This is a genomic window from Virgibacillus sp. M23 (assembly GCF_034190895.1).
Classification (GTDB): Bacteria; Bacillota; Bacilli; order Bacillales; family Amphibacillaceae; genus Virgibacillus; species Virgibacillus salarius.
In genome coordinates, this window is sequence record NZ_JAWDHA010000067.1 from 1 (window position 1) to 23,589 (window position 23,589).

Below are 23,589 nucleotides of genomic sequence, written 5' to 3' on the forward strand. Positions count from 1 at the left end.
CTGAAGGACAAACCCCACGGAAAGGGAAGTGGGCAGCCGGAGTGGTGGTCAAGCAAGCAGTAGCTATTATTCCATAATAGCTACTAGAGGAAGCGTAAATCTGAGCATTTAGTGATAAGGAATGAGCGAATTTTGCTCAGTTTTTTTAGGTGAGGAAGTATGATTCACTTATGCTTTTAATTGTTGTGCAAACGCAACGAAGCTCTCTAGTGAATCTGCATTGCTTAAAGCTCCTTTATTAACAACCTGCTCTGCTGGTTTTCCCATCAATAATTTCTTTACAGGAATCTCTAGTTTTTTCCCATTTAATGTTTTAGGTAGATCAGAGACTTGATGAATTCCGGTTGGTACATGTCTTGGAGAACAGTGAGTTCGAATATGTTTTTTAATTGATTCCTCTATTTCAGTAGTTAATTCATATCCCTCTTTCATAACAACGAAAAGAGGTACAAAAGAATCTCCATCTATTTTTGGTATATCAACAATTAAACTATCAGCTACCTCCTGAACATGGTCTACTGCACGATAGATTTCGCTAGTACCAATTCGAATACCTCCACGGTTGATTGTTGCGTCTGACCTTCCATAGATAATACATGTATTTCTTTCCGTAATTTTAAGATAATCCCCATGGCACCATATTCCAGGGAAGACATCAAAGTAGCTATCGTGAAGTCTCGATCCATTCGTATCATTCCAAAAATAGATTGGCATAGACGGAAAAGGTTCAGTTAAGACAAGCTCACCGACATTTTCTATTTCAGGCTGTCCTTGCTCATTAAAGCTTTCAATTTTAGCACCTAGACCACGGCATTGTAATTCTCCGGCATAGACTGGAAGTATCGGGCAACCTAATATAAATGCTGTACATACATCCGTTCCCCCACTTGCAGAAGCAATCCAAATATCTTTTTTTACATTTTCATAGCACCATTGAAATCCCTCTGGTGGTAGAGGTGAACCTGTGGAGCTAATATTCTTTAGATAACGAAGGTTAAACAATTCTTTTGGTTGGAATGTATCCTTCATACACGCTGTAATATAGCTTGCACTTGTACCCAGAACAGTCATTTTTGTTTCTTCAGCTAGTTTCCATAGCTTTTCTTTCGTTGGATAGCCAGGATTTCCATCGTATAAAATGATGGTACTACCGGTTAGTAACCCACTAATAAGGAAATTCCACATCATCCAACCAGTAGTCGTAAACCAGAAAAAACGATCATCTTCTCCTAGGTCAACATGGAAGGTTAATGCCTTTAAATGCTCTAGTAAAATTCCGCCTTGACTTTGAACAATTGGTTTTGGCTTTCCAGTAGTACCAGATGAAAACAATACCCATAAAGGATCATTGAAGGATACATATTCAAAGGACAGCCTTTGATCCTGATGTTGAGATGGAATAGCTTCCTTCCATAAGGTCACAGACGGAAGCTGTTGAAAGGTTGCCTCTTTATCTAAGTAAGGAATTGCAATCGTTGCTTCGAGTGTTGGTAAGCTAGCTTCGATAGTAGAAGCTACTTCTGTTCGATCAAAATCCTTTCCCCCATAGCGATAGCCATCCACAGTGAAAAATACCTTCGGTTCGATTTGTTGAAAACGATCAATGACGCTCTGTGTACCAAAATCAGGAGATGCACTAGACCAAATAGCACCAAGGCTAGCTGTAGCCAAAAATGCTACAACTGATTCATATATATTAGGTACGTAGGCGACAACACGATCACCTTTGTTAATTCCTAAGTTCTTTAGTGTGTGTTGCATAGCTACTGTATCTTGGTATAATTTTTGCCACGTTACTTCCGTAGTGGTACGGATTTCTGATGTATGAATAATTGCAGGCTGTTCAGAGAAAGCACGCTTATTAAAGATATGCTCGGTATAATTTAATGTAGCTTCTGGAAACCATTTAGCTCCAGGCATTTGATGAGACGTTAATACAGTTTGATATGTATCCTTTGCTTTAATCTCGAAATACTCCCAAATAGATGACCAAAATGCTTCGATTTCATTAACGGACCATTTCCAGAGGGAGTGATAATTCTGAAAGTCTAAACCTTTATGCTGTTTGAGCCAATGTATATAGTGATTAATTTTCGAGTTTTTTTTCCTCTCGTTACTTGGCTCCCAAAGTAGTGTACCTTCACTTACTTGTTTCAACTCGTTCCCTCCTGTTCATGAAAAAGATTACTTCTATTATATGTAAACGCTTACGGTCTGTAAAGGAACCTATATTTCTGGAAAATCTTATCGGATAGGGGCAGTACGGAAGCTCCAACTCAAGTGTACCACGTCCCTTTATTGGACGTGGTACACTTGAACGTTCTATTCTATACGAGCAAAAGGCTTTAATTGTTGGCTAATATATCAGAAAAAGTTTTCATATAAGCTGGTAAATCAGGTGGTCGCCGACTCGATACTAGGTGACCATCTACTATTACTGCTTTATCTACCCAATTGGCACCTGCATTTTTCATGTCGTCTTTTATTCCTGGAGTACTTGTCACTTGTTTTCCTTGTAAAATATTTGCAGAGATAAGTACCCAACCGGCATGACAAATTTGGCCAATAGGTTTATGTGCTTTATCCATTTCTTGAACCATTTTAATAACCTCTGGATATCTTCTTAATTTATCTGGTGCCCAGCCACCTGGTACTAGAATTGCATCGTATTCTGAAGTCTGTATATCAGTGAATGCATAATCTGATATAGCTGGAACACCAAATTTTCCATGGTATGTTATTTGTGCTTCCTTACCAATTAAGTGAACCGCTGCCCCTTCTTCCTGCAAACGTAAAACGGGATACCATAGTTCAAGATCCTCAAAATCGTGTTCAACTAATGCAATAACCTTTTTATTATTTAAGCGCATAGGTCCCCTCCGTTATTCTAAATATAATGTCAGTGTAACAAAATTGGATCATAAGAAGAAAGCAGAAAGAACATATAAAAGCTTATTTTTGCTGTTTTTCTCGAATAGAAGCATTTAATGTAGTTTCTATTTGCTTTGTGATCATTTGTGCAGCACACCAAAATAGTAAATAGGTAAGGAGGAAAAAATATACTATATCTAGCTGGCTCTTTTTCATTATTACAGACGTGACAGTATGCGTAATGAATTATGGTATAAGATACGTTATTTGCTGTTTAAAACAATCAAAATGATGTATAAGAGCAAGAAGTAACTAGTATGTATTCAAAAATATTGGTTTTGGAGGACTTGCTTTTGGAATGTTATTGTTTAGTGAACGACTTGCTATGTTTAAACATTGAAGAGGTGAAGTAATGAAAAGTATTAGTAACGTCTTCGGGATTCATTAGCCCTATGTATCGTAGTAGTAAATTTGGGGTTATTTAAGCCTAAGCATTTAGTAGCGTATAAGAGTATTCAGCAACAATAACTGCTCTTATATCTGATTATTTTAGTTGGTATTATTTGTTGATTGTTATGCTTGTGTATTGTATTTATCTTAATTTCTCTAGGTATGGCAACGCAAAGCTTGGAAAAGAAAATGATAAGCCCGAGTTTAGCTTAACATCTTAGTTTGCGATGCTTTTCCGTGCAGGAATGGGAATAGGTCTGGATGTTACAAATGGAACATTAAACCCACATAACTCTGTCAAAATTATGTGAAAAATAATGCAATCGGCAGTTGCGGGCAATAATGGTGTATTTTAGCGGTATACTAAGTTTACAGAATATGCTTATTATTGCAGCCTTGCCTTTTCCGTAGTTATTCTGCTGATGGGTAAACCTATTAGAAAACTGCGCAAACGGAATACTAAAAAACGTCGCACTTAGCCCCCGATTAAATTTTTACCCTGAAGAGACGGCTTTTGTCATCTAGGTTTAAAGATGTAACCGTGAGGGCAAGTGCTTACGTTAGATACGAGCGCGATACATTATGAAGAACTTCTTGGAATATAATATGCTACCTTATCTGATCTGGGTGAGTAATGCTTATTTAAATAATGGCAGTTTTTCTAAGAAGATAATATCATCACGATTAGCAGCATCCCCTTCTGCTAAAATCGCAGCTTTTGCAGTGACGTGACCTCCTGCATCGGCGACTAAGCTCTCAAGTGCCATCATCGATTCGCCAGTACTAATAACATCGTCAATTAATGCAACCCTTTTTCCCTTTATTCTGGCTACATCGTGTTTATCTAAACATAGTAATTGTTGTTTTTGTGTGGTGATGGAATTTACCTCGTGAATCAGAACATCTTCCATATAGGGCTTCACGCTTTTACGTACAACAATATAGCGATCCATTTCTAGATGCTTTGAAAGCTCATGAATAAAGGGAATTCCCTTGGCTTCTGCAGTGACAAGTATATCGACCTCTGGTAATTTTTCAGCTAATAATGGTGCAGTAGCACTAATTAATTCCGTATCGCCAAGAACAACAAAGCTTGCAATTTTCACTTCGTCATTAATCGGAATGATTGGTAAATCTCTTGTTATTCCTGCTACCTTTAATGGATAAGTGTTCAAATCAATTCCTCCTAAAAATGTTATCGTACAATGGTAGTAGATTATGTTTAAAAAGCGTATATTCTATAATATTTAAATGCCGAAGATACTTAGTAGAAATTGCATGACAATGCCTGCTAACATTCCTAGGAATGGATCAGCAATGGCAGTTACTACCATTGTTACTCCAGCAATGATAGTTGAACCCGATCCATCTGTGCCAAGAGCTGCAGCTGCATTACCAGGTAGCGTAACAATGGCACCTAATACAAATAAAAAACCAGCTATAGATGCACTTGGTACAAACTTACCTATTTTCGGTAGTAATCGTAAGAATAAAATAATTGCCATAATGATCATCATCAGTACACCAGCCCATACAGCGTGTGGTGCACTTGCAGTTGCTGAAATTACCACTTCAACCGGTCCTCCACCAAAAAGTGCGGACCCCATATCTGCTAAGCTGCTAATAATTGTGATCGTGTCAACATTTACATCAGTAGCAGCAATCTCCCCATTTATTTTCCCGAATGCAATGTTAGCTCCAATATTTAAGCAAACCATAGCTAAGGCACCACGAATGACCATAGGGTTTAGCAGTAGTTTTTGTAGGGAAATTTTTTCTTTAGGCAGGTCCTTTTTGCCACCTGTTTGATCTTTTTTCATAAAGAAATAGATTACACTAGATAGAATAACGGAGATTGTAATGGTGTAAACAAGGTCTCGCGTTGCGACATATACAAGTAATGCGCTGGCAAAGGATGAAATACCAACAATACGATCTTGCTTCGCCATATCCCAGGCGACTTTTGCCAGCATTATTCCTACACCAGCCATCATACCATTAGTTATGACTGGACCAATCCAATCAATAATCTGTTCTAGTAGACCGAATAAACCAATAACAAGCATGATAAGTGCACCAAAGAAAATCATGGAGAGTCTTTCTCGCATGTTTTTTCCCATTGTACCAGCTAAGGTGATGGTTTCTGCTTGATAAGAAATGACGGCTACATTACTTGTTACCGCGTTCCCGAATGCTCCAATGATAAAGGCGATGGCGGTAGGTACAGAGGCGAAGCCAAATGTAAGTGCTAGTAATCCTTGTGGAAGGCCATTAAGCACACCACTAATTGCAGCTAAAAAATCTTTGATGATGTCCATCTGTTTTTCTCCTTATCCCCCCGGGAAATGAATGGTGACTACACTACCAACGAATATAATGATAAGAAAAAACCGCCCAAAAATTGAACGGTTTTTCGCTAGAGTAAAAGCACCGTCCATAGTGAAGTAATTTACGGTTACTTCGTAGAGACTCCCAATCCATATTATTGGGAATATATGGGGTATATTTTTTATTTTTTACGAATGACAATGCCATTATAATATAAAATGTTTACTTTTTGTAGGTAAAAAAATGGAAAACAGCGAAAAAACAATGATTTTTTAATGTAAATCCATACAAAAGAAAAGGAGGGACAAAAGCGTTTTGTTTACTTCAAACAGGTTCTATCGCTGCTCCAGCAAAAATACTTCGCTATCTGCGAGCAAGGATTTAGTTGTACTTTTACTGCAGGGTAAGGAAGGATTAGGCAGCGATACATCGTACGCAGAAAAATGCTCTTCTTTTCAAGGAGTTTATGTATTTTGGCTGCAATTCGTAGTAACATTTATCCCACATATAACTGCAGTAAGAACCTAACTACAAGGAATAAAGTGAAACCACTATTGGTAAGTGGGGGATCGACCGCCAGTAAATGTTCGATCAGTTCAAAGGCCTTTAGGTCATACCCTTGTGGTGGTACTAATCATCAGTGTGTGATAAACAAACCCCAAGGATTTAAGGTTCACTTTATTTTATCGTTCGGCTTTTGGGTTTTTCATTCGTCCCAGACCTTTGAAACAATTGATGCGAGCAATGGTTTGGTTACTACCACTCACTGAGGGAACTTCACACAGTTATTCAGCTCGTTGGAGTTTCGTATATGCTTATTGCATCTACCCCTTTTAAGATATCACCTATAGTAAAAGGATATTATCCTTATGATCGAAACCATTTTTTAATCTTTGAAAGGGTGGAGGATTGTTTATCATTTTGTTCTTCTTGTTTTTCTGATTGAATCGGATCAGTTTGTATAAAAATATCTTCTTTATCAATGGCATAGTCATAGGTTAAAACTGCTCCAATATCCGTTTCTACTTCTTCATTGGTTACGGTTGAATACGTAATATGGTACTTATTTGCTAAGTGTTTTTCTTCCTTTAAAAATCGATGAGAAACATCGCCATTAATAAGTAATGTTGCCTTAGGATGTTCTTTCATCGCTTCCTCTAGTTGAGCTAAGCCTTTATCAGACATAACTTGTCCCTTTGTTAAGGCGAGAACAATTCGTTCTCGAAGTGTTCCTAGAAATTGTTTACGTTCATGGTCTTTTGGTAGTCTCGTGCCATACATGCCTTCTGTAAGATAGTCATCTACATTTTTCTTACTCATCTGTATTCCTCGCTTTTTTAATATAGTTGTTGTTTTATCCCACAAATAACTGGCACTAATACCCCCACTTCAAGCAATAAAGAAACCAATATGGATAAGTGTGAGTCGCCTGCCAGTAAATGTTCGATCAGTTCAAAGGCCTTTAGGTCATACCCTTTTGGTATGGTACTAACCATCAGCAAGGAGAACCCCCCCCACGGATGGAAGTTTCACTTTATTTATGGAATGACTATAATTGGAATTGTATTAATACCTCTATTGTACAAATGCCCCCTGTTAGAAGCAACGAAATTAGTGTTAAATAAAAAGTGGGCGAGACAAAAGAAAGGAAGTTAAAGAAAATCTGAACTATAATCCGAGTATACGAAGTGATATTCGGATCGTAGTTCAGATTGTTTTCGTAGTCTAAGAAATTATAAAATTAGCCCAGATATACCAGGCTTAGTTATCCTTAACCACAATAATATCCATGTTAGTAAATTATTTTCCTTTTATTCGTTTATTAGCTTGATCGCTTCGTTGTTGAGCTTCTTTATCCTCATGATCTGCTAATTCTTCAGAAAACTCAACATCAATACCATCTGACTTTTGGTTTTTAGGAGTTTGTGAAAGAAAATTATTCTTTGATTTATGATGCTCATCTTTTCCCATGTTTTCACCTCGTTTTTATGATCTCATGGTTATTATGCATCATAAATAGCTTTTCTATTTACGATCGCCACCTAGTAAATCGAATAAACCTCCGGCAATACTTCCTTCCCCTTTTGATCCACCCTTTTCAGGAGCGGCAGCAAAGATTCTACTAGCCAGTCTACTGAATGGAAGTGATTGTACCCAAACAGTTCCAGGTCCGCGTAATGTCGCAAAAAACAGTCCTTCCCCGCCGAATAATGCGGTTTTTACACCGCCAACATATTCAATGTTATAATCAATACCTGAATCCATCGCAACAAGGCAGCCTGTATCTACGCGTAGTGATTCTCCGACACCAATTTCTTTTTTATGTATGGTACCACCCGCATGGATAAACGCCATTCCATCTCCCTCAAGCTTTTGCATAATAAATCCTTCACCACCAAAAAATCCTGTCCCAATTTTTTTCTGAAACTCTATACCTACCGAGACTCCTTTTGCAGCTGCAAGAAACGCATCTTTTTGGCAAATTAACTTGCCATCAATTTCACTTAAATCCATCGGAATAATTTTACCTGGATATGGTGAAGCAAATGCTACATGGCGCTTTCCTGTACCTTCATTAGTAAATGCTGTCATAAACAAACTTTCTCCGGTAAGAACTCGTTTTCCTGCACCAAATAATTTACCCATCAAGCCTCCATCCTCTTTAGATGAGCCATCTCCGAAAATGGTTTCCATTTTGATTTGTTCATCCATCATCATTAAACTTCCTGCTTCAGCAATAACGGTTTCTTGGGGATCTAATTCAACCTCAACAAACTGCATGTCATCTCCATACAACTGATAATCAATTTCATGGTTATTCATAAGACCACTCCTTTTAAAATTGGAAAAATACGTACTTTTCTAGTATACGTATAAAAATGCTTTTAAGATTCAAAAAGATTGGGAATTCAAACAAATAGAAATGCTATTATTCCATATACTAGTTAATGGGATATAAGCTACTTAAAGGAGGGTGTACGTTGTCATTAAATTTAACGCAAAAATTAATTAAAGATCACTTAGTAGCTGGTGACATGGTTCCGGGTGAAGAAATTGGTCTGAAAATGGATCAGACCTTAACGCAGGATGCTACTGGGACATTGGTCATGTTGGAATTAGAAGCTATGGAATTGGATCGTGCAAGAACAGAAGCGTCTGCACAATATGTAGATCATAACCTTATTCAAGAAGATAATAAAAATCCAGATGATCATCTATTTTTGCAAAGTGCTACCCAGCGCTTTGGACTATTTTATAGTCGACCAGGTAATGGGGTAAGTCATCCTGTTCATATGCAGAGATTAGCAAAACCCGGTAAAACATTACTTGGCTCTGATAGTCATACGTGTGCGAATGGATGTATGGGAATGCTTGCCATGGGTGCAGGTGGAATTGATGTTGCACTAGCAATTGCTGGAGAACCATTTTACGTGAAAATGCCAAAGGTCTGGGGCATACGCTTATCGGGAAAGCTGCCTGATTGGGTAAGTGCCAAAGATATCATATTAGAATTACTTAGAAGGTATGATGTGAAGGGGGGAGTCGGTAAGGTCATTGAATACCATGGTCCGGGTTTACATCAATTAAGTGCAATGGATCGACATGTTATTGCAAATATGGGTGCTGAGCTAGGCGCTACTGGTACTGTCTTTCCATCAGATAAAGAAATTAAACGTTTCCTTAAAGAACAAGGAAGAGAAGACGATTGGATAGAATTGACTGCTGATAAAGGAGCGAGCTATGATCTTGAGGATGAGATTGATTTCACGTCATTAGAACCTCTTATCGCAAAGCCGTCTAGTCCCGGAAATGTTGTTCCTGTTCATGAATTGATAGATACGCCGATATATCAGTCATATATAGGCTCGTCTGCTAATCCTGGATTTCGAGATTTTGCAGTTGCTGCGGAAATAGTAAAAGATAAGCAGATTGCTGAGGGAGTTTCTTTTGATATTAATCCAACATCGAGGCAAATGCTTCAAGACTTAGTGAAAGAAGGTCATATAGCTAACTTGTTACAAGCTGGAGCACGATTACACCAAGCAGGATGCAATGGCTGTATCGGTATGGGGCAAGCTCCGGCTTTTGGTAGAAATAGTATTCGCACAACCCCTAGGAATTTCCCTGGGCGATCTGGAACGCGAGAGGATAGTGTCTTTTTATGTAGTCCAGAAACAGCCGCTGCTTCGGCTTTAAATGGAAAAATTACAGATCCAAGAACATTAGGAATGAACTATCCTGCTGTGAAGTTGCCTAAACAACCTACTGTTGATGAGCATTTACTAGAGGAGCCATTGCCTTATGATGAAGCAAAAAGCATACGTTTGCAAAAGGGACCAAATATTGCTTCGATTCCTAAAATGGATGAAATGCCTGACGAGATAGAAATACCTATTTTATTAAAAATGGGAAATAATATCTCAACGGATGAAATACTTGCAGGCGGAGCTCGTGTACTTCCTTATCGTAGTAACTTACCAGAAATCAGTAGGTTTACCTTTGAGATTATCGATGAAACTTACTATGAGCGAGGTAAGGAAACGGTAGATAAAGGTGGGCATGCAATTGTCGGTGGTTTTAATTATGGTCAAGGTTCAAGTCGAGAACATGCGGCACTAGCTCCAAGATATCTTGGTTTACGAGTAGCTATTGTTAAAGATTTTGCTCGTATCCATTGGCAAAACCTTGTGAATTTTGGTGTGCTTCCTCTGACCTTTGTGAATGAAGAAGATTATGATTTACTGCAGCAGGGGGATGTTTTAAAGGCTACAGATTTAAGGAGAAAAGTAAAGGAAGGAAAACATTTTAATATCGAGGTAAAAGGAAAGAAACAGCAAATTAAGGTGAAGCATACGTTATCTGAACGGCAAATTGATATCATGCTAAAGGGTGGCATTATTAATTGGGTGAAGGATCGTAGTGTAAAACAAGGATAACAAAGGAGGCAATAGCATGAGTCGAAAAGACAATCGATGTAGGGTATGTGATGGTACTGGTTTATTGGCGGATGATGAAGGTTGGCAATATCGATGTTCTGTTTGTAATGGGGATGGTATTTATGGTCGAGAAGATGAAAACAAACCAGCACGAATTATGCAAGTAGATGAGAATAATCGGTTGTTGGATTAATAATGAGACGGGGACAGAACGATTCCGAAGACCCCAGAAGAGAGACTGAGGTCGTACCCTGCCGAAAGAGACATTTTAATTGAGTCATGAAATGAACTACCTATCTCCAGAACAATAACCCGAACTTTATCTGGTTTAGATAAAGTTCGGGTTTTACATCTTTGTAATGTTTCCACTAACGTATTATACATTATACAGTTGTGTCATAATGCTCTTCTGCTGCTGTAACATTGTTTTTAGCTCTGAATCCTGTATATGCTGCTCATATAAAAACGATATATGTTTGTTGAGTATAGGAAGCAGTCGTAGATATTTTCACTGTGTAGATTATTTTGTTATGGTATAAAGCATAAATCGTCTTAACAAGAGAAATGCTTATGTTTTCTTGCTTCATTTAAAAGCCTGTAAGATGTATAATTAAAAAATATAAAAAAGCTATAAAGTGGGGAAAAGCATAATTCATCTTCATGATTAGCTTTCAAGAAGGCTGAATCGTAGCTATCAGCCCTTTTTGCACTAGTTTAGGAAATTATAAAATTTACCCAAGTGAATAAATATGGGCGTGTTGAGCCGCGTCCAGCTCTAGTGTCCAGAAACGAAGTGAATTCACAAATCGCTCTAAGCTAAGTCATCATGGGTTCGCAAGCTCACCGTAATTCAAATTATCTCCGTTGCTAGTCGCTACATTTCTAATCGAGTGCTTGCGCTTTTGTTCTTGCTTCTAAAAATAAAAAGGTGGTTTTTATGACGAAAATGGATGATAGACACCAACAAGGGGAAAATATTGAGGTGTGGGAAGACTTAGTTAATATTAAAGATTTACTCCTATCTATTGTTATTTGTACGATAAGTACACTGGGAGGTTATCTTATAGCCCCAAATGAACCTCCAAAGCCACTTATTTTTGGTTTGGTCGGCGCTGTTGTAGGATTTATTATTACTAGCGTTGTAATTAAACCAAAGCGTCGTTTTCGGTATATGGACGAAGAGGAGGATTAAACAATGGATATGGTATTAATCGTTGAATTAATAGCTGCATCTGCTATCGGTGCTATGTTATACACGATTATAGGAATTGCCCCAGGTACAGACGAGACAGCTGTTCTTGCTCCAGTCACACTTGTATTAGTGTTATCTGGCTTTGAACCAATTGTCATTTTAGCCTTTTTTATTTCGGCAATTGTAGCTAAAAAACTGACGGATTCTATCCCTGTTGCAATAGCTGGTATACCTGGAGGAGTTATGTCTGCTCCTATGGTAGAGCACGCAATGGTATTAAAAAAGCATGGTATACCAGAGCTTAGTATACGAAAAATGGCATCGGGTTCGGTTATCGGAACGATGATTGCAGTTCCAATGAGTCTTTTGCTGGCTAATCTAATCGCTCCTTTATCGGATTACATAACAGAATATGCGAGTCAAATCTTTTTGGGGGGAGCTATTTTTTTAGCGTTGATGACGAAAAATCGCTGGATTGCACTATTATCCATTCTCCCTTTTGCTTTTATTATTCAAGGCCTACGAATTTTTTATTGGGAAGTCGGGATCGTTCCTGAAGATAAAACAGTATTCACATCTTTCTTTTTAGGAATTACAATTGGACCAGTCATCTTAAAACTAGCAGAATTGTTAAACCCAAAATCGCGGCGAAAGATGCCACGTTATGGGAAAAAAGAAATTGCAATGAGAAAAACTAGAAAAACAAAAGGATTTCCGAATCCATTTAAAATTCTTGATAGAAAAGAGATTGGGACTACATCGCTTTCCTCCTTTTTAGGTGTATTGACATTTTTTATGAGTCCTGTGGGAATGACAATTTTTTTAGGTGAAACGTTAACTAGTCGGATAAAAGATCCGGTAAAAAAAGCTACACGGGCTATATCTAGTATGGATGGACTAACAAATGCTGCGTATATTTCAGGAACGCTTATTCCTTTAATTGCAATTGGTCTTCCTTTATCACCAACGGCAATTGGTCCTGGAGGTGCTTTATTTAATGCACCGCCTGTTTTTACAGAGGAGCATAATATGCATCATATGTTAACGATGCCCGATTTCATTCTAGCAACAGTGATTGGATCAGTTGTTGCGATTAGTATAACGTTTTATATTACTATTAAGTATGCGCAGCAAATTTGTGCGTTTGTTTTTCGATTTATTCCACATGAGGCAATGCTCGGTTTATTTTTTGGTTTAGTAATTATGCTAGCTTTTATGGATGCCGGGATTGTGAACATAGCTGGAGTGCTATTAGTTGCTTTAGTTGCTGGATTCCTTCATCGAAAAGGGGTTAATTATGGTGTGCAATTTATGACCTTGTATGCCGCTCCATGGTTAGTTTCTTTATTTATGTGAACTTTTTAAGTTGGTCATATAGTACATGGATATGAATGAAAATGAACGCACTTGTATAGTTACTATTAGTAGACAGAATTACAAGATAAATACCATTGCGCTCTAAGTTGTCGGCAGGGTTACGTTCTTGTCTGTCGGTTGATCGTATTTAGCATCAAGGGTAGTTAAAGCAATTCAATTAGGACAAAATCAAAGGAAAGCATCTACTGTTACGCGATTATACGTAGCAATTGAAAAGAGGTTAACGAATGCAAGAATTAGGCTTGATTAGTATCGTTGTTGTTATTGCTTTAGGTATATTTTCACAATGGTTTGCATGGAGAATTCAATGGCCATCTATTGTCATCATGTCAATAGCTGGACTGTTAATCGGACCAATATTTGGATTTATTAATCCAGAGCAGGCGTTAGGAGATTTATACAGTCCTATCATTTCTCTTGCTGTTGCAGTAATTTTATTTGAAGGTAGTACTACACTGGATATCCGTGAGGTCAAAGGGATTTCAAAATCTGTTTTTCGAGTTGTAACCTTTGGCGCATTTCTTGCCTGGGTTGGAGGGTCCTTAGCGGCACATTTTATTGCCGGGCTTAGTTTAGAAATAGCATTTATTATAGGGGGGCTATTTGTAGTAACAGGGCCGACAGTAATTATCCCCTTACTACGACAATCAAAATTAAAACCAAGAACGGCAGCTGTTTTAAAATGGGAAGGAATTATAGTTGATCCTGCTGGACCATTATTAGCCTTATTCGCTTATGAGGTTATTAAAGTAATTACAGATGATACGTTACATGCAAGTGCTTTGGGCTCCTTTTTCCTTGCCTCCTTCTTAGCTATCATCATCGGTTATCTATTTGGTTTCTTATTAAGCTTTATGGCCAGCAAAGGGATGTTCCCAGAGTATTTAAAATCTCCAATTACACTGTCCCTAGTATTTATTTGCTTCGCGTTAAGTGAAGTTATTATGCATGAGACTGGAATGTTAGCAGTCACCGTAATGGGTTTAACCTTGGCAAGAACCAAAAAATATGTCTCTTCACTTGGGAATATAAGTCACTTTATTGAAAATATATCTGTTTTATTAACGTCAACCATTTTCATTCTATTAACTGCTTCGCTCACTAGAGAGACGATTGGAGAAGTATTTACTTTACCAATTCTCGGATTTGTTTTAGTCATGCTATTTATTGTTCGGCCATTATCTATTTGGATATCTACAATCGGTACGGAACTAACAGTAGCTGAGAAAACACTCATCGGCTGGATTGCTCCTAGAGGGATTGTGGCGCTGACCGTATCGGGATATTTTGCTTCTACATTACTTAACGATGGTTATGGGGGGGCTTCTATCTTGACAGCTCTTACATTTGCTTTAGTATTTTTAACGGTTTGTGCACATGGATTTACGTTAGGGCCATTGGCAAAGAAACTAAAATTAGCAAGTTCAGAGCCGCCGGGGATATTAATTGTAGGTGCTAGTAGTTTTTCCATTGCTTTTGCAGAAGCGGTGAAAGAACTAGGAAACCCAGTCTTAATTAGTGATTCTTCTAGCGGAAGACTATTTCAAATAGAGCAAAAAGGGATTGCAACATATCGTGGGGAAATCCTTGATGAACATAGCCAATTTGAAATGGATATAACACCGTACGAAAAGATATTAGCTATGACAGAGGATGCGACGTACAACGCACTCGTAGCCCAATCCTATATACCTGAATTTGGCTATAATAATACGTTCACTATACCTTCTGAAAGGTCTGGGAATAGGGATGAATCACAGATCCCTACTTCAGTAAAGGCACATTTGTTGTTTGGTAAAGAACATGTATTCAAAGAATTGAATAGAAAGATTAACACAAACTATTCCATTCAAACAATGAAAGTTGTTGAGAAAATGGAAAAGAAAGAACATGTTCCAGTGGATGGTATTCCGTTATGTATTCGTAAGAAAAATGGTACGATTGAATTTGTTACATTACGTAAAATGCCTACAATGGATAAAGATGATCAACTCGTATTTTTAGCAAAGAATAACTAAAAATGTATTTACTCATAATCCGAACTGATTTCGTTCGGATTATTTGTGTACTTCTAAACAGGTTTTAGCTTCGATCCAGCAAAATACTACGCTTTTCTCGGACACAACTTCAGCTTTCTCGGAGAGCAATGACCATTCCTACGGGATCTTCAACTCGTACTTTTGCCGTAGGATAAGAAATGCTTCGTAAGTCGTATGGATAAGTTTAGTTTTTCTATCGTACTTGTGAAACTTTTTGATTGATAATTCGTATAATTTAAAAAAGTTAAAGGGTGGGGGTATTGAGGAAATATGGTATTTTTTTATTCGTATTCTTAGCATTGATTGCTGGATGTAGCTCTTCATCAGAGAATAAAGAAAAGCAGAAGGAGAATCATACGATGACAGGATTTTGGCAAGGAAAAATTGAGATTCCAAACCAATCACTAGCTATTGAATTGGATATTAAAGGGGTAAAAGATTTAACTGGTACGATAAGTATTCCTGTTCAAGGATTAGTGAATTATCCTTTATCCACTATAGAATTAACGGAAGGACAGCATATCGTTTTTACAATGTACATGCAAAATCAGCTCATTTCTTTTGCAGGGGAAATTAAGGGAGATGCTATATCCGGTACGTTTACGCAAAATGGTCAATCCTTTCCCTTTCAATTAACCAAAAATGATAAAAAGGTAGTAAAACAAGAAGAAGGGAATTTTCTAGAGGTAAAAACGGATACAGGAACGTTATTTGCTGAATTAGAAAGTCCTGAAGGTGACGGACCTTTTCCTATAATGATAATTATTCCGGGATCGGGACCAACAGATCGTAATGGAAATTCTATCGGCTTTTCAGGAAAAAATGATAGTTTAAAACGCTTAGCAGAAAACCTTGCAAAGAAAGGGATAGCAAGTATTCGGTATGATAAACGGGGTGTTGGTAAAAATCAGCAAGCTGTAATAAATGAATCGAAGTTGCGCTTTGAGGAATTTGTTCATGATGCATCTCTATGGATAGACAAGCTACAATCAGATAAACGATTTTCTAAAATAGGAATCATTGGTCATAGTCAGGGCTCACTGATAGGGATGATTGTCGCTGCTGAACAAAACATTGATGTGTTTGTATCGATTGCGGGAGCGGGACGCACCATTGATAAGGTTATGTATGATCAGTTAAGTGAACAGCTTACGGATGCCGCTCTTGAAGAGGTACAACGTATACTATCTAAATTAAGAAAAGGTGAGACTGTTAATCAGGTTCGTGATGAATTACAAGCTATATTGAGGCCAAGTATTCAACCGTTTTTGTCATCGTGGATACAATATGAACCAACGCAAATCATTAAAACATTAACTATTCCAATATTAATTGTCCACGGTGAGCATGACATACAGGTTTCTGTTAGTGAAGCTGATGCGCTAGCTGAGGCAAATTTAGATGCAACCAAATTTATCGTGGGGAGGATGAATCATGTATTAAAGGAGGCTCCTGCTGACCGTGATCAAAACATTCAAACATATACCAATCCAGATTTACCACTGGCACCAGGTTTGACAGAGGGGATAATTGATTTCCTTAGACAAGTTGAATTTATAAATGACTCCACTAATGGAAAATAGATATGCTACTATGGAGAAAAAGGTAAAAAGGGGAAGTTATGCTATGCAGTCGAAGCATCCGATTCACTTGGATAATCGTATTCGCCTAATAGATGGCTTTGATTTAGGTGTTCCTAACCGTACTGGTACGTATGTTATTGATGAGGAACAGCTAACAATTGTCGAAACTGGCCCAAGTCCATCTGTAAGGCATGTCAAGAATGGTCTAGAAAAGTTAGGCTTTCAACTAGATCAAGTAAAATATATTATTGTGACACATATTCATTTAGACCATGCTGGGGGAGCAGGCTTATTAATCAGAGATTGTCCAAATGCTTCTGTTATTGTGCACCCGCGTGGAGAAAGGCATTTAATTGATCCTAAAAGACTTGCAGCAGGAGCTAGGGCTGTTTATGGTGATAGTTTTTCGGAACTATTCGAACCGATTGTCCCTGTTGATGCGGACCGAATAATTGTTAAAGGCGATGGAGATACGCTAGAAATCGGTTCCAGTTGCATGCTTGAATTTTTAGATACTCCAGGCCATGCCAAGCATCATTTTTGTATTTATGATCCAATAAGTAATGGGGTGTTTACTGGAGATACCGTTGGTGTTCGTTATCAGCAATTAATAGATCAAGGCGTTCCATTCTTTTTACCTTCGACATCGCCAAATCAGTTTAATCCAGATGCTATGCAAGCTGCGATTGCTCGTTTACAAGCATTAAATCTGGATCGGATTTATTATGGACACTTTGGAATGACGAATACTCCCAATTTAGCACTACAGCAAGTAGCGAATTGGCTTCCTCTTTTTCTGGATATCGGTCAACAGGTATGGAAGGAAGGGCTTGGTTATGATGAATTAGCTAAGCGTCTATTATCAGCGGTTAAAGTTGAATTACGAGCAAAGGGTATTCCAGATGACCATGAGGCTTATATTGTAATTAATTTAGATATGCAAGTTTGTGCCTTAGGAATTATTGATTTCTTTAAAAAATTAGAAGAAAGATAAGTGTGTTTGAACTCACAGATAAAATAGTTAATATAAAAACTTTCACGGGAGAGCAATTGCTTGAACACATAGAGTGCATATGCGGAGCTACAGGAAAATTTCCCTTATTAGAACAGCTATTGGAAGTGGGGGATAAACAAAACCCCCCACGGATGGAAGTTTCACTTTATCCCGCATATAACCGGCAGTAAGCTCCCCACTTCAAGCAATAAAGAGAAACCACTATTGGTAAAGTGGGTGATCAACTGCCGGTAAATGTCCGATTGGTTCACCTAACCATCCGTGGGGATAAACAAAATCCCCCCACGGATGGAAGTTTCACTTTATAAAAACTTAAAAGTGAAAAATGGCTTAGAATTTATTTCATGTCCTCATCTGTTTTCAAGAAGGTTAATAGCAAGAATAATGCGAAGCTGACAAGTAAGATAGAGCCACCAACGATAAAGAACACGGTGATTACCGCTTCGTTCATTGCAAAGGGGCGCAAGTAATAAAGCCACATGCCACTTGTTAACCCGATTGCACCAATAATTGCAGTCCATACATGGAGTGCTGCGATTACTTTATTGACAGGTGTAAAAATCTTATAATACACTGCCCAAGCAAATAATGTTAGCCAGCCAACGACAAGAATATGAGCATGTACAGTTTTAAATTCATAGCCACCAGCTCCAGCCATATGTGAACCAATAAAAGCACCAATCAATGCAAAAACAGCAGAAAAACGCAATAAAGCTTTACTATATGTATTCAACAAAAACGCTCCTTTTCATTCATAGAATGGTACAATGCTTATAATAAGAAAGAAGTATGAACGGAAGATGAACCGTAGATTACAGATTTATCCTGTATGAACGAGCAGACCGTCATCACCTCAAGACTATCTCCGGATCCCGAAAAAGTCGGATTTGTAAGCTAAGTGCAACGTACTTTAGGTATAGTTGAACCAATCAGATGCGTACTGGCGATTGCTTGAAGTGTATGCGGATTTTAGAATAATGAGGGGAGAGAGACCTCACGAATAGAAGGATAACTTTATTTCCATAGTAATCGGGCAGTGATCGCTACCTAGTACATGTGAATGAATATTAGAATCAATTAGTTTCGCTGTTAGACGATCAGATACAATAAAATAATCGATCCGCCAACCGATATTTCGTTCACGAATGGTCTTCATATAGGACCACCACGAATATAGCCCCTCTGTATCTGGATGGAAGTAACGGAGACTATCTGCAAAGCCATTATCCAAAATACGAGTCATTTTTCCGCGTTCTTCTGTAGTAAACCCAGAATTTCCGTGATTTGTTTTATGATTCTTTAGATCAATTTCTTGATGAGCTACATTGAGGTCACCACAATATATAAGAGGTTTGCGTTCGTCTAACGCTTGCAGGTATAGAAATAATTTATCTTCCCATTGCAACCGATAATTAAGTCTAGTCAGATCTCTTTTGGCATTTGGTGTATAGACATTAACAAGATAAAAATTCTCAAATTCTAGTGTAATAATTCGACCTTCTTCCTCACTTTCCTGTTCACCAACTCCATACGAAACAGATAAAGGCTGCTGTTTTGTAAAGACAGCGGTACCTGAATAGCCTTTTCTTTCAGCGTAATTCCAATATTGGTAATATCCTTCCAACTCTAGATCGATTTGTCCGGCTTGTAGCTTTGTTTCTTGGAGGCAGAAGATATCCGCATCTACCTTATGAAAATAGTCGAGAAAGCCTTTCCGAACACAAGCACGAATACCGTTAACATTCCAGGATACGAGTTTCATATAATATCTTTTCCTTTCTATATTTACATCTAATACATTATCATGCATATCTTTTATCCCGCATATAACTGGCTCTAAGCTCCTACCTCAAGCAATAAAGTGAAACCAATATTGGTAAGTGCGGGATCGACTGCCAATAAATGTCTGATTAATTCAAAGGCGTTTAGGTCATACCTTTGTGGTACTAGCAATCAGTGGGAGATAAACAAAACCGCCACGGATGGAAGTTTCACTTTATTCTAGCATATAAAGCACAGTCGTATGTTTATCAAATGCTTTCTCATTAAAAGAATTAAAAAAAGAATTGACAGGCCAACTGTATTAACCGTATAATACATTGCATAGGCGTATTATACGGTTAATACAGTAATGCGAATTTTTTTACACCTAGTGTATTAATAGGTTGATACACATGAGAATTGCATCTAATGACATGATTAGGAGTTGTTGCTATGAAGGTGAATTTTAATAATCGTGATCCTGTTTATGTTCAAGTTGTACGACATTTCAAAGAACAAATAGCTACGAATAAATTGGAGCCAGGACAGGAAATACCGTCACGCAGAGAACTGGCAGGTCAGTTAAAGATAAACCCAAATACTGTTCAACGAGCTTATAAGGAAATGGAGGAGCAAGGATTGATTTATACCGAGCGTAATTTGCCCAGTAAAATAACAAGGGATGAGGAGATGCTGCAATCTGTTCGTGAAGAGCTTCTCTTAGAAGCTGTTCACGCATTTATTGCATCTGTCCATTCAATTCAAGTCCCGTTTGATGAGTTAGTTGAATTGTTAAGAGAAAAATATGAAGAGGCAAGTGATGAAAAGGGGGGACAGCAATGATAGAGGTAAAGGATATTACGAAAAAGTTTGGGAGAAAGCAGGTACTTAAAGGTGTCAGTTTCAGTGCAAATAAAGGAGAGATTACGTGCTTAATTGGTATTAATGGTGTTGGAAAAACCACTATCCTGAATGCAATTATGGCACTGACGCCGATAAATAAAGGACAGATATTAATTGATGGAGAAAAAATTAAAAAGGAAAGCTTCGATAAACTAACTTTCATTCCCGATGCAATAACTGTCTTACCGAACATGACAATAGCCGATTCCATGCAATTTATGCGTGATTATTATAAGTCGTGGAATGAGCAACGGGCAACAGACCTACTCCAATTCTTTAAGCTAAATCCTACGGATAAAATCGCTCAATTATCAAAAGGGAATACAGCAAAGGTGAACCTATTACTTGGTTTAGCATTAGATGTTGATTATATACTAATGGATGAACCATTCTCTGGGATCGATATGTTTAGTAGAGAACAAATTGCTGATGTGTTTACCAGTCATTTAATCGAAGATCGTGGTGTTATTATAACGACACATGAAATAAGTGATATTGAACACTTGATTGATAAGGTTGTACTACTCGATGAGGGTGTTGTTATTAAGCAATTTAACACAGAGGAAGTTCGAGAAATGGAAGGGAAATCAGTAGTGGATGTGATGAGAGAGGTGTATCAGTCATGAAAAGCTATTTAAAATTAACAAGCTTTGAATTGAGCAGGTTTTTCAAGCTGTATCTAGTATTAATCGCCATCACCATTATTTCACAGATTATTGGCGTAATTGTTTATTCTAATAGTTACTTAAATGAGATGAATAAAGTAATCTATGAGGAACAGATGCCAAAAGCAGAGTTTCTTGAAGTCTACGGTAGATCTAGTTTGTTTAATCTGACACAAACACTTTGGTTCTTGGGCCCAATTGCCCTTTGTGTTGTCGCATTAATCTTTTATGTCTTTTTTATTTGGTACCGCGATTGGTTCGGGAAGAATACTTTTATTTATCGCCTACTTATGTTGCCTACGGCTCGGATTAATGTATTTTTCGCCAAAGCAACTTCTATATTTCTAATGGTGCTGGGATTAATTGCGCTACAAATCGTTTTATTATTTATCGAAAATATGATTTATCAGTGGATGGTTCCTAATGAATTTCGGACAGATATGGCTGTGAGTCAAGTTATTCAAAATTTTCGTTACCTCAATATTATCATACCAACAACCATTACTAAATTAATTCTTTCCTATGGTGTTGGCTTTATGGCAGTCTTCATTATTTTTACAGGTATTCTTTTAGAGCGTAGCTATCGATGGAAGGGGATATTTCTTGGCATTGGTTACTGTGCAATCGCAGCAGCAATTTTTGCCTTACCAATTATTATTCAGGAGCTGTCACAGAAGAATTATTTGTATCTCGTAGAGTTAATCATCATTGAGGTGATATTAGGACTATTCGTTGCTGCTTGTTCCATCTGGCTAAGTAGTTTTCTATTAAAACATCGGATCACTGTATAGAGGGGGAAGAAGGAATGAAACGTTATTGGGAATTAATTATAATTGCAGCATTCGCCATATTCGTTATTGGCGCGTTTTATATACAAAAGGCTGTGGCTGAAAACCAGCTTCCTACTTTTGAATGGAAGAAGCAAGCTGGTAATGATGACTTTATAGCTCGTGCGCAGCTTGGCGGTTCATTAACGGAAGATTTATATCATAATGAATTAATGATCTCTGCAGACGGGACGACGTATCGGAGTGAGCTGTCTCTTATTAAAGAGCTCAAAGGAATGCGAAAGCATCCAATCATTGAAGGGCTACAGGAGGAGCACCGTAATTTTATGCGAGGAAAGGATGGAGAATTGACACATTTTTATGAGGATGATAATCTGCTTGTTTATGCTGAGGCTGATTCTAAATGGGATCGACAAACATATACAGAATCAGACTTTCAGTTAAACATTGATGTGCTTTACAAGGATAAGAATGATAAGGTTTCATTTACGGTCGATATTCCAAACCAAGATGATTATCGCTACATGATGGTTGAGGATGTAGTAGTAACAAACGAAAACCTTCATGTTATTACACGAAATGAGTTAGTAACGACGGATGATCAAATGAGTAATGAATTACGAATTTATCGCATAAATTTAACGGGAGAAAAGCTTATTAATGAAGAAAGTATTGTTACTTATACCAATGGTGGAGAGGATAACAATACAGAAATTATGTTACTTCAAGATCCAGAGGATATTGAAAAAAATAACGATATAGTTTTCCAAGCTGATTATTATGAACCGGAACAGCTCGAAGACGGATCGTATCAAGATGTTGTAAAGGATAGTAAGTTATTCACGTTTAACTTAGAGACGAGAGAGAAGGTTCAACTGGATATTCCTAAGAAGCTACAAAAGCAAGAAATTATACCTGTGAATGATGATAATATTTATTTTTTACAGAATACAGCAAAGGGGATAGAAATAACAACATTTGCTATCGCAGAACAAAAGGTGACGAATAGCTTTCAGATTGAACTACCGAAACAGCCTGATATGCCGGAGATTGATGAAAAAGCAGCTGAATTAACAGGGGAAACTGCTGTCACAGATGCTGAAATAAATTGGGGTCAATACCGTATGAAAGATGGTAAACTGTATATTACTAGTGGGAAACAAACGGAGAGCAGTAATCTATCTATGCATGTGGTTGACTTAAATAATGGAGATATATTATACAAGGGTAAGCTGGAGAGAACAGATAATCCTAAAGCTGGAACAGCCTATAGTTTAGATTTTTACGAAATGACAGTAAAATAGAAATACGAAAGGTTTCATATAGAATGGTTGGTCAGTGTTACCAACCATTTTCTTTGTAGTTTAGGAAATGATAAAATTTGCTCATGTGGATAAATAGGCGCGTGTTGAGCCGCGTCCAGCTCCAGTTCCCAGAACAAGGCGACTCCACGAATTGCTTCTAAGCTAAGTCATTATCGGTTCACAAGTCACCTTGATTTCTTTACCTCCGTTGATTTGCTCCAGTCGCTACGTTTCTAATCGGGCGCTTGTGCTTTTGTTCTAAGTTAAGAAAGTATAAAATCAGTGCAATGACTGCGTTAAGCCAAGTAGTTATTTTGAAATGTTTGATGTATATTGGCAATGCTCCGACTAATTACTTCGCTTTCCGCGGGCACGG

The 23,589-nt window shown here is 37.7% G+C and carries 22 protein-coding genes and 1 riboswitch; of the genes, 12 read left to right on the top strand and 10 right to left on the bottom strand.

The genetic code is table 11. The features are described from left to right. Positions 1-168: 168 nt before the first annotated feature. Both RVS70_RS18595 and RVS70_RS18600 read right to left on the bottom strand, forming a co-directional pair. Positions 169-2,157 carry an acetoacetate--CoA ligase gene (locus tag RVS70_RS18595; protein ID WP_166530770.1) on the bottom strand — a complete coding sequence of 663 codons (1,989 nt, stop codon included), beginning with the start codon at positions 2,155-2,157 and terminating at the stop codon, positions 169-171. A 188-nt stretch (positions 2,158-2,345) separates the two neighbouring features. Beyond that, positions 2,346-2,870, bottom strand: a complete 525-nt coding sequence (locus RVS70_RS18600) for a type 1 glutamine amidotransferase domain-containing protein (protein ID WP_026682927.1) — start codon at positions 2,868-2,870, stop codon at positions 2,346-2,348. 576 nt (positions 2,871-3,446) lie between these two features. Here RVS70_RS18600 and RVS70_RS18605 point away from each other — a divergent pair. Continuing rightward, entirely contained in the window at positions 3,447-3,542 is a 96-nt protein-coding gene (locus RVS70_RS18605; protein WP_152525458.1) for a BCCT family transporter, read from the top strand. Positions 3,543-3,959: 417 nt separating this feature from the next. On the opposite strand, the gene RVS70_RS18610 is transcribed toward RVS70_RS18605, so the two are convergent. The 6 genes from RVS70_RS18610 to RVS70_RS18635 form a co-directional block, all read right to left on the bottom strand. Further along, entirely contained in the window at positions 3,960-4,496 is a 537-nt protein-coding gene (locus RVS70_RS18610; RefSeq protein WP_205389509.1) for a phosphoribosyltransferase family protein, read from the bottom strand. Between the two features lie 72 nt (positions 4,497-4,568). Further along, the gene (locus RVS70_RS18615; protein ID WP_205389510.1) at positions 4,569-5,639 is read right to left on the bottom strand and encodes an NCS2 family permease; all 1,071 of its coding nucleotides are present in this window, start codon (positions 5,637-5,639) and stop codon (positions 4,569-4,571) included. Positions 5,640-5,738: 99 nt separating this feature from the next. Then, positions 5,739-5,840: riboswitch (purine riboswitch) on the bottom strand. Positions 5,841-6,516: 676 nt separating this feature from the next. Then, on the bottom strand, positions 6,517-6,969 hold the full coding sequence (locus RVS70_RS18620) for a YueI family protein (protein WP_026682924.1): 453 nt from the start codon (positions 6,967-6,969) through the stop codon (positions 6,517-6,519). A gap of 17 nt (positions 6,970-6,986) precedes the next feature. Beyond that, entirely contained in the window at positions 6,987-7,151 is a 165-nt protein-coding gene (locus RVS70_RS18625) for a hypothetical protein (RefSeq protein ID WP_162986351.1), read from the bottom strand. A 298-nt stretch (positions 7,152-7,449) separates the two neighbouring features. Continuing rightward, a complete protein-coding gene (locus RVS70_RS18630; RefSeq protein ID WP_080668770.1) occupies positions 7,450-7,620 on the bottom strand; it encodes a YfhD family protein in 171 nt (56 codons plus the stop codon). 54 nt (positions 7,621-7,674) lie between these two features. Beyond that, positions 7,675-8,472 (bottom strand): TIGR00266 family protein, encoded by a 798-nt coding sequence (locus RVS70_RS18635; protein WP_026682923.1) that lies wholly within the window; start codon positions 8,470-8,472, stop codon positions 7,675-7,677. Between the two features lie 158 nt (positions 8,473-8,630). Here RVS70_RS18635 and RVS70_RS18640 point away from each other — a divergent pair, with 158 nt between their 5' ends. The 7 genes from RVS70_RS18640 (at position 8,631) to RVS70_RS18670 (ending at position 17,771) form a co-directional block, all read left to right on the top strand. Next, positions 8,631-10,586 (top strand): aconitate hydratase, encoded by a 1,956-nt coding sequence (locus tag RVS70_RS18640; protein WP_321134362.1) that lies wholly within the window; start codon positions 8,631-8,633, stop codon positions 10,584-10,586. A 16-nt stretch (positions 10,587-10,602) separates the two neighbouring features. After that, positions 10,603-10,779: a hypothetical protein gene (locus RVS70_RS18645; protein WP_162986352.1), complete on the top strand. Its 177-nt coding sequence runs from the start codon at positions 10,603-10,605 to the stop codon at positions 10,777-10,779. A gap of 744 nt (positions 10,780-11,523) precedes the next feature. Beyond that, positions 11,524-11,778 carry a hypothetical protein gene (locus RVS70_RS18650; RefSeq protein ID WP_318279913.1) on the top strand — a complete coding sequence of 85 codons (255 nt, stop codon included), beginning with the start codon at positions 11,524-11,526 and terminating at the stop codon, positions 11,776-11,778. A gap of 3 nt (positions 11,779-11,781) precedes the next feature. Continuing rightward, positions 11,782-13,134 carry a tripartite tricarboxylate transporter permease gene (locus RVS70_RS18655; RefSeq protein WP_121604450.1) on the top strand — a complete coding sequence of 451 codons (1,353 nt, stop codon included), beginning with the start codon at positions 11,782-11,784 and terminating at the stop codon, positions 13,132-13,134. A gap of 248 nt (positions 13,135-13,382) precedes the next feature. Next, positions 13,383-15,173, top strand: coding sequence for a sodium:proton antiporter (locus RVS70_RS18660; protein WP_321134365.1), 1,791 nt, complete (start codon positions 13,383-13,385; stop codon positions 15,171-15,173). A 281-nt stretch (positions 15,174-15,454) separates the two neighbouring features. Next, positions 15,455-16,777 (top strand): alpha/beta hydrolase, encoded by a 1,323-nt coding sequence (locus tag RVS70_RS18665; protein ID WP_226983610.1) that lies wholly within the window; start codon positions 15,455-15,457, stop codon positions 16,775-16,777. 43 nt (positions 16,778-16,820) lie between these two features. Continuing rightward, complete coding sequence (locus RVS70_RS18670) at positions 16,821-17,771, top strand: MBL fold metallo-hydrolase (protein ID WP_026682918.1); 951 nt, start codon at positions 16,821-16,823, stop codon at positions 17,769-17,771. Positions 17,772-18,129: 358 nt separating this feature from the next. Here RVS70_RS18670 and RVS70_RS18675 read toward each other — a convergent pair whose 3' ends face one another. Both RVS70_RS18675 and RVS70_RS18680 read right to left on the bottom strand, forming a co-directional pair. After that, positions 18,130-18,525, bottom strand: coding sequence for a hypothetical protein (locus RVS70_RS18675; RefSeq protein WP_121604452.1), 396 nt, complete (start codon positions 18,523-18,525; stop codon positions 18,130-18,132). Between the two features lie 261 nt (positions 18,526-18,786). Then, the gene (locus RVS70_RS18680; RefSeq protein WP_026682916.1) at positions 18,787-19,554 is read right to left on the bottom strand and encodes an exodeoxyribonuclease III; all 768 of its coding nucleotides are present in this window, start codon (positions 19,552-19,554) and stop codon (positions 18,787-18,789) included. Positions 19,555-20,006: 452 nt separating this feature from the next. Here RVS70_RS18680 and RVS70_RS18685 point away from each other — a divergent pair, with 452 nt between their 5' ends. The 4 genes from RVS70_RS18685 to RVS70_RS18700 are packed head-to-tail and all read left to right on the top strand — an operon-like array spanning position 20,007 to position 23,213. Then, the gene (locus RVS70_RS18685) at positions 20,007-20,396 is read left to right on the top strand and encodes a GntR family transcriptional regulator (RefSeq protein ID WP_026682915.1); all 390 of its coding nucleotides are present in this window, start codon (positions 20,007-20,009) and stop codon (positions 20,394-20,396) included. Beyond that, on the top strand, positions 20,393-21,082 hold the full coding sequence (locus tag RVS70_RS18690) for an ABC transporter ATP-binding protein (protein ID WP_026682914.1): 690 nt from the start codon (positions 20,393-20,395) through the stop codon (positions 21,080-21,082). Before RVS70_RS18685 ends, RVS70_RS18690 begins: the two co-directional genes overlap by 4 nt. Beyond that, the gene (locus RVS70_RS18695) at positions 21,079-21,912 is read left to right on the top strand and encodes a hypothetical protein (protein WP_321134369.1); all 834 of its coding nucleotides are present in this window, start codon (positions 21,079-21,081) and stop codon (positions 21,910-21,912) included. The genes RVS70_RS18690 and RVS70_RS18695 overlap by 4 nt, the downstream gene beginning before the upstream one ends. A gap of 14 nt (positions 21,913-21,926) precedes the next feature. Then, the gene (locus tag RVS70_RS18700; RefSeq protein WP_321134371.1) at positions 21,927-23,213 is read left to right on the top strand and encodes a hypothetical protein; all 1,287 of its coding nucleotides are present in this window, start codon (positions 21,927-21,929) and stop codon (positions 23,211-23,213) included. The last annotated feature ends 376 nt before the right edge of the window (positions 23,214-23,589 follow it).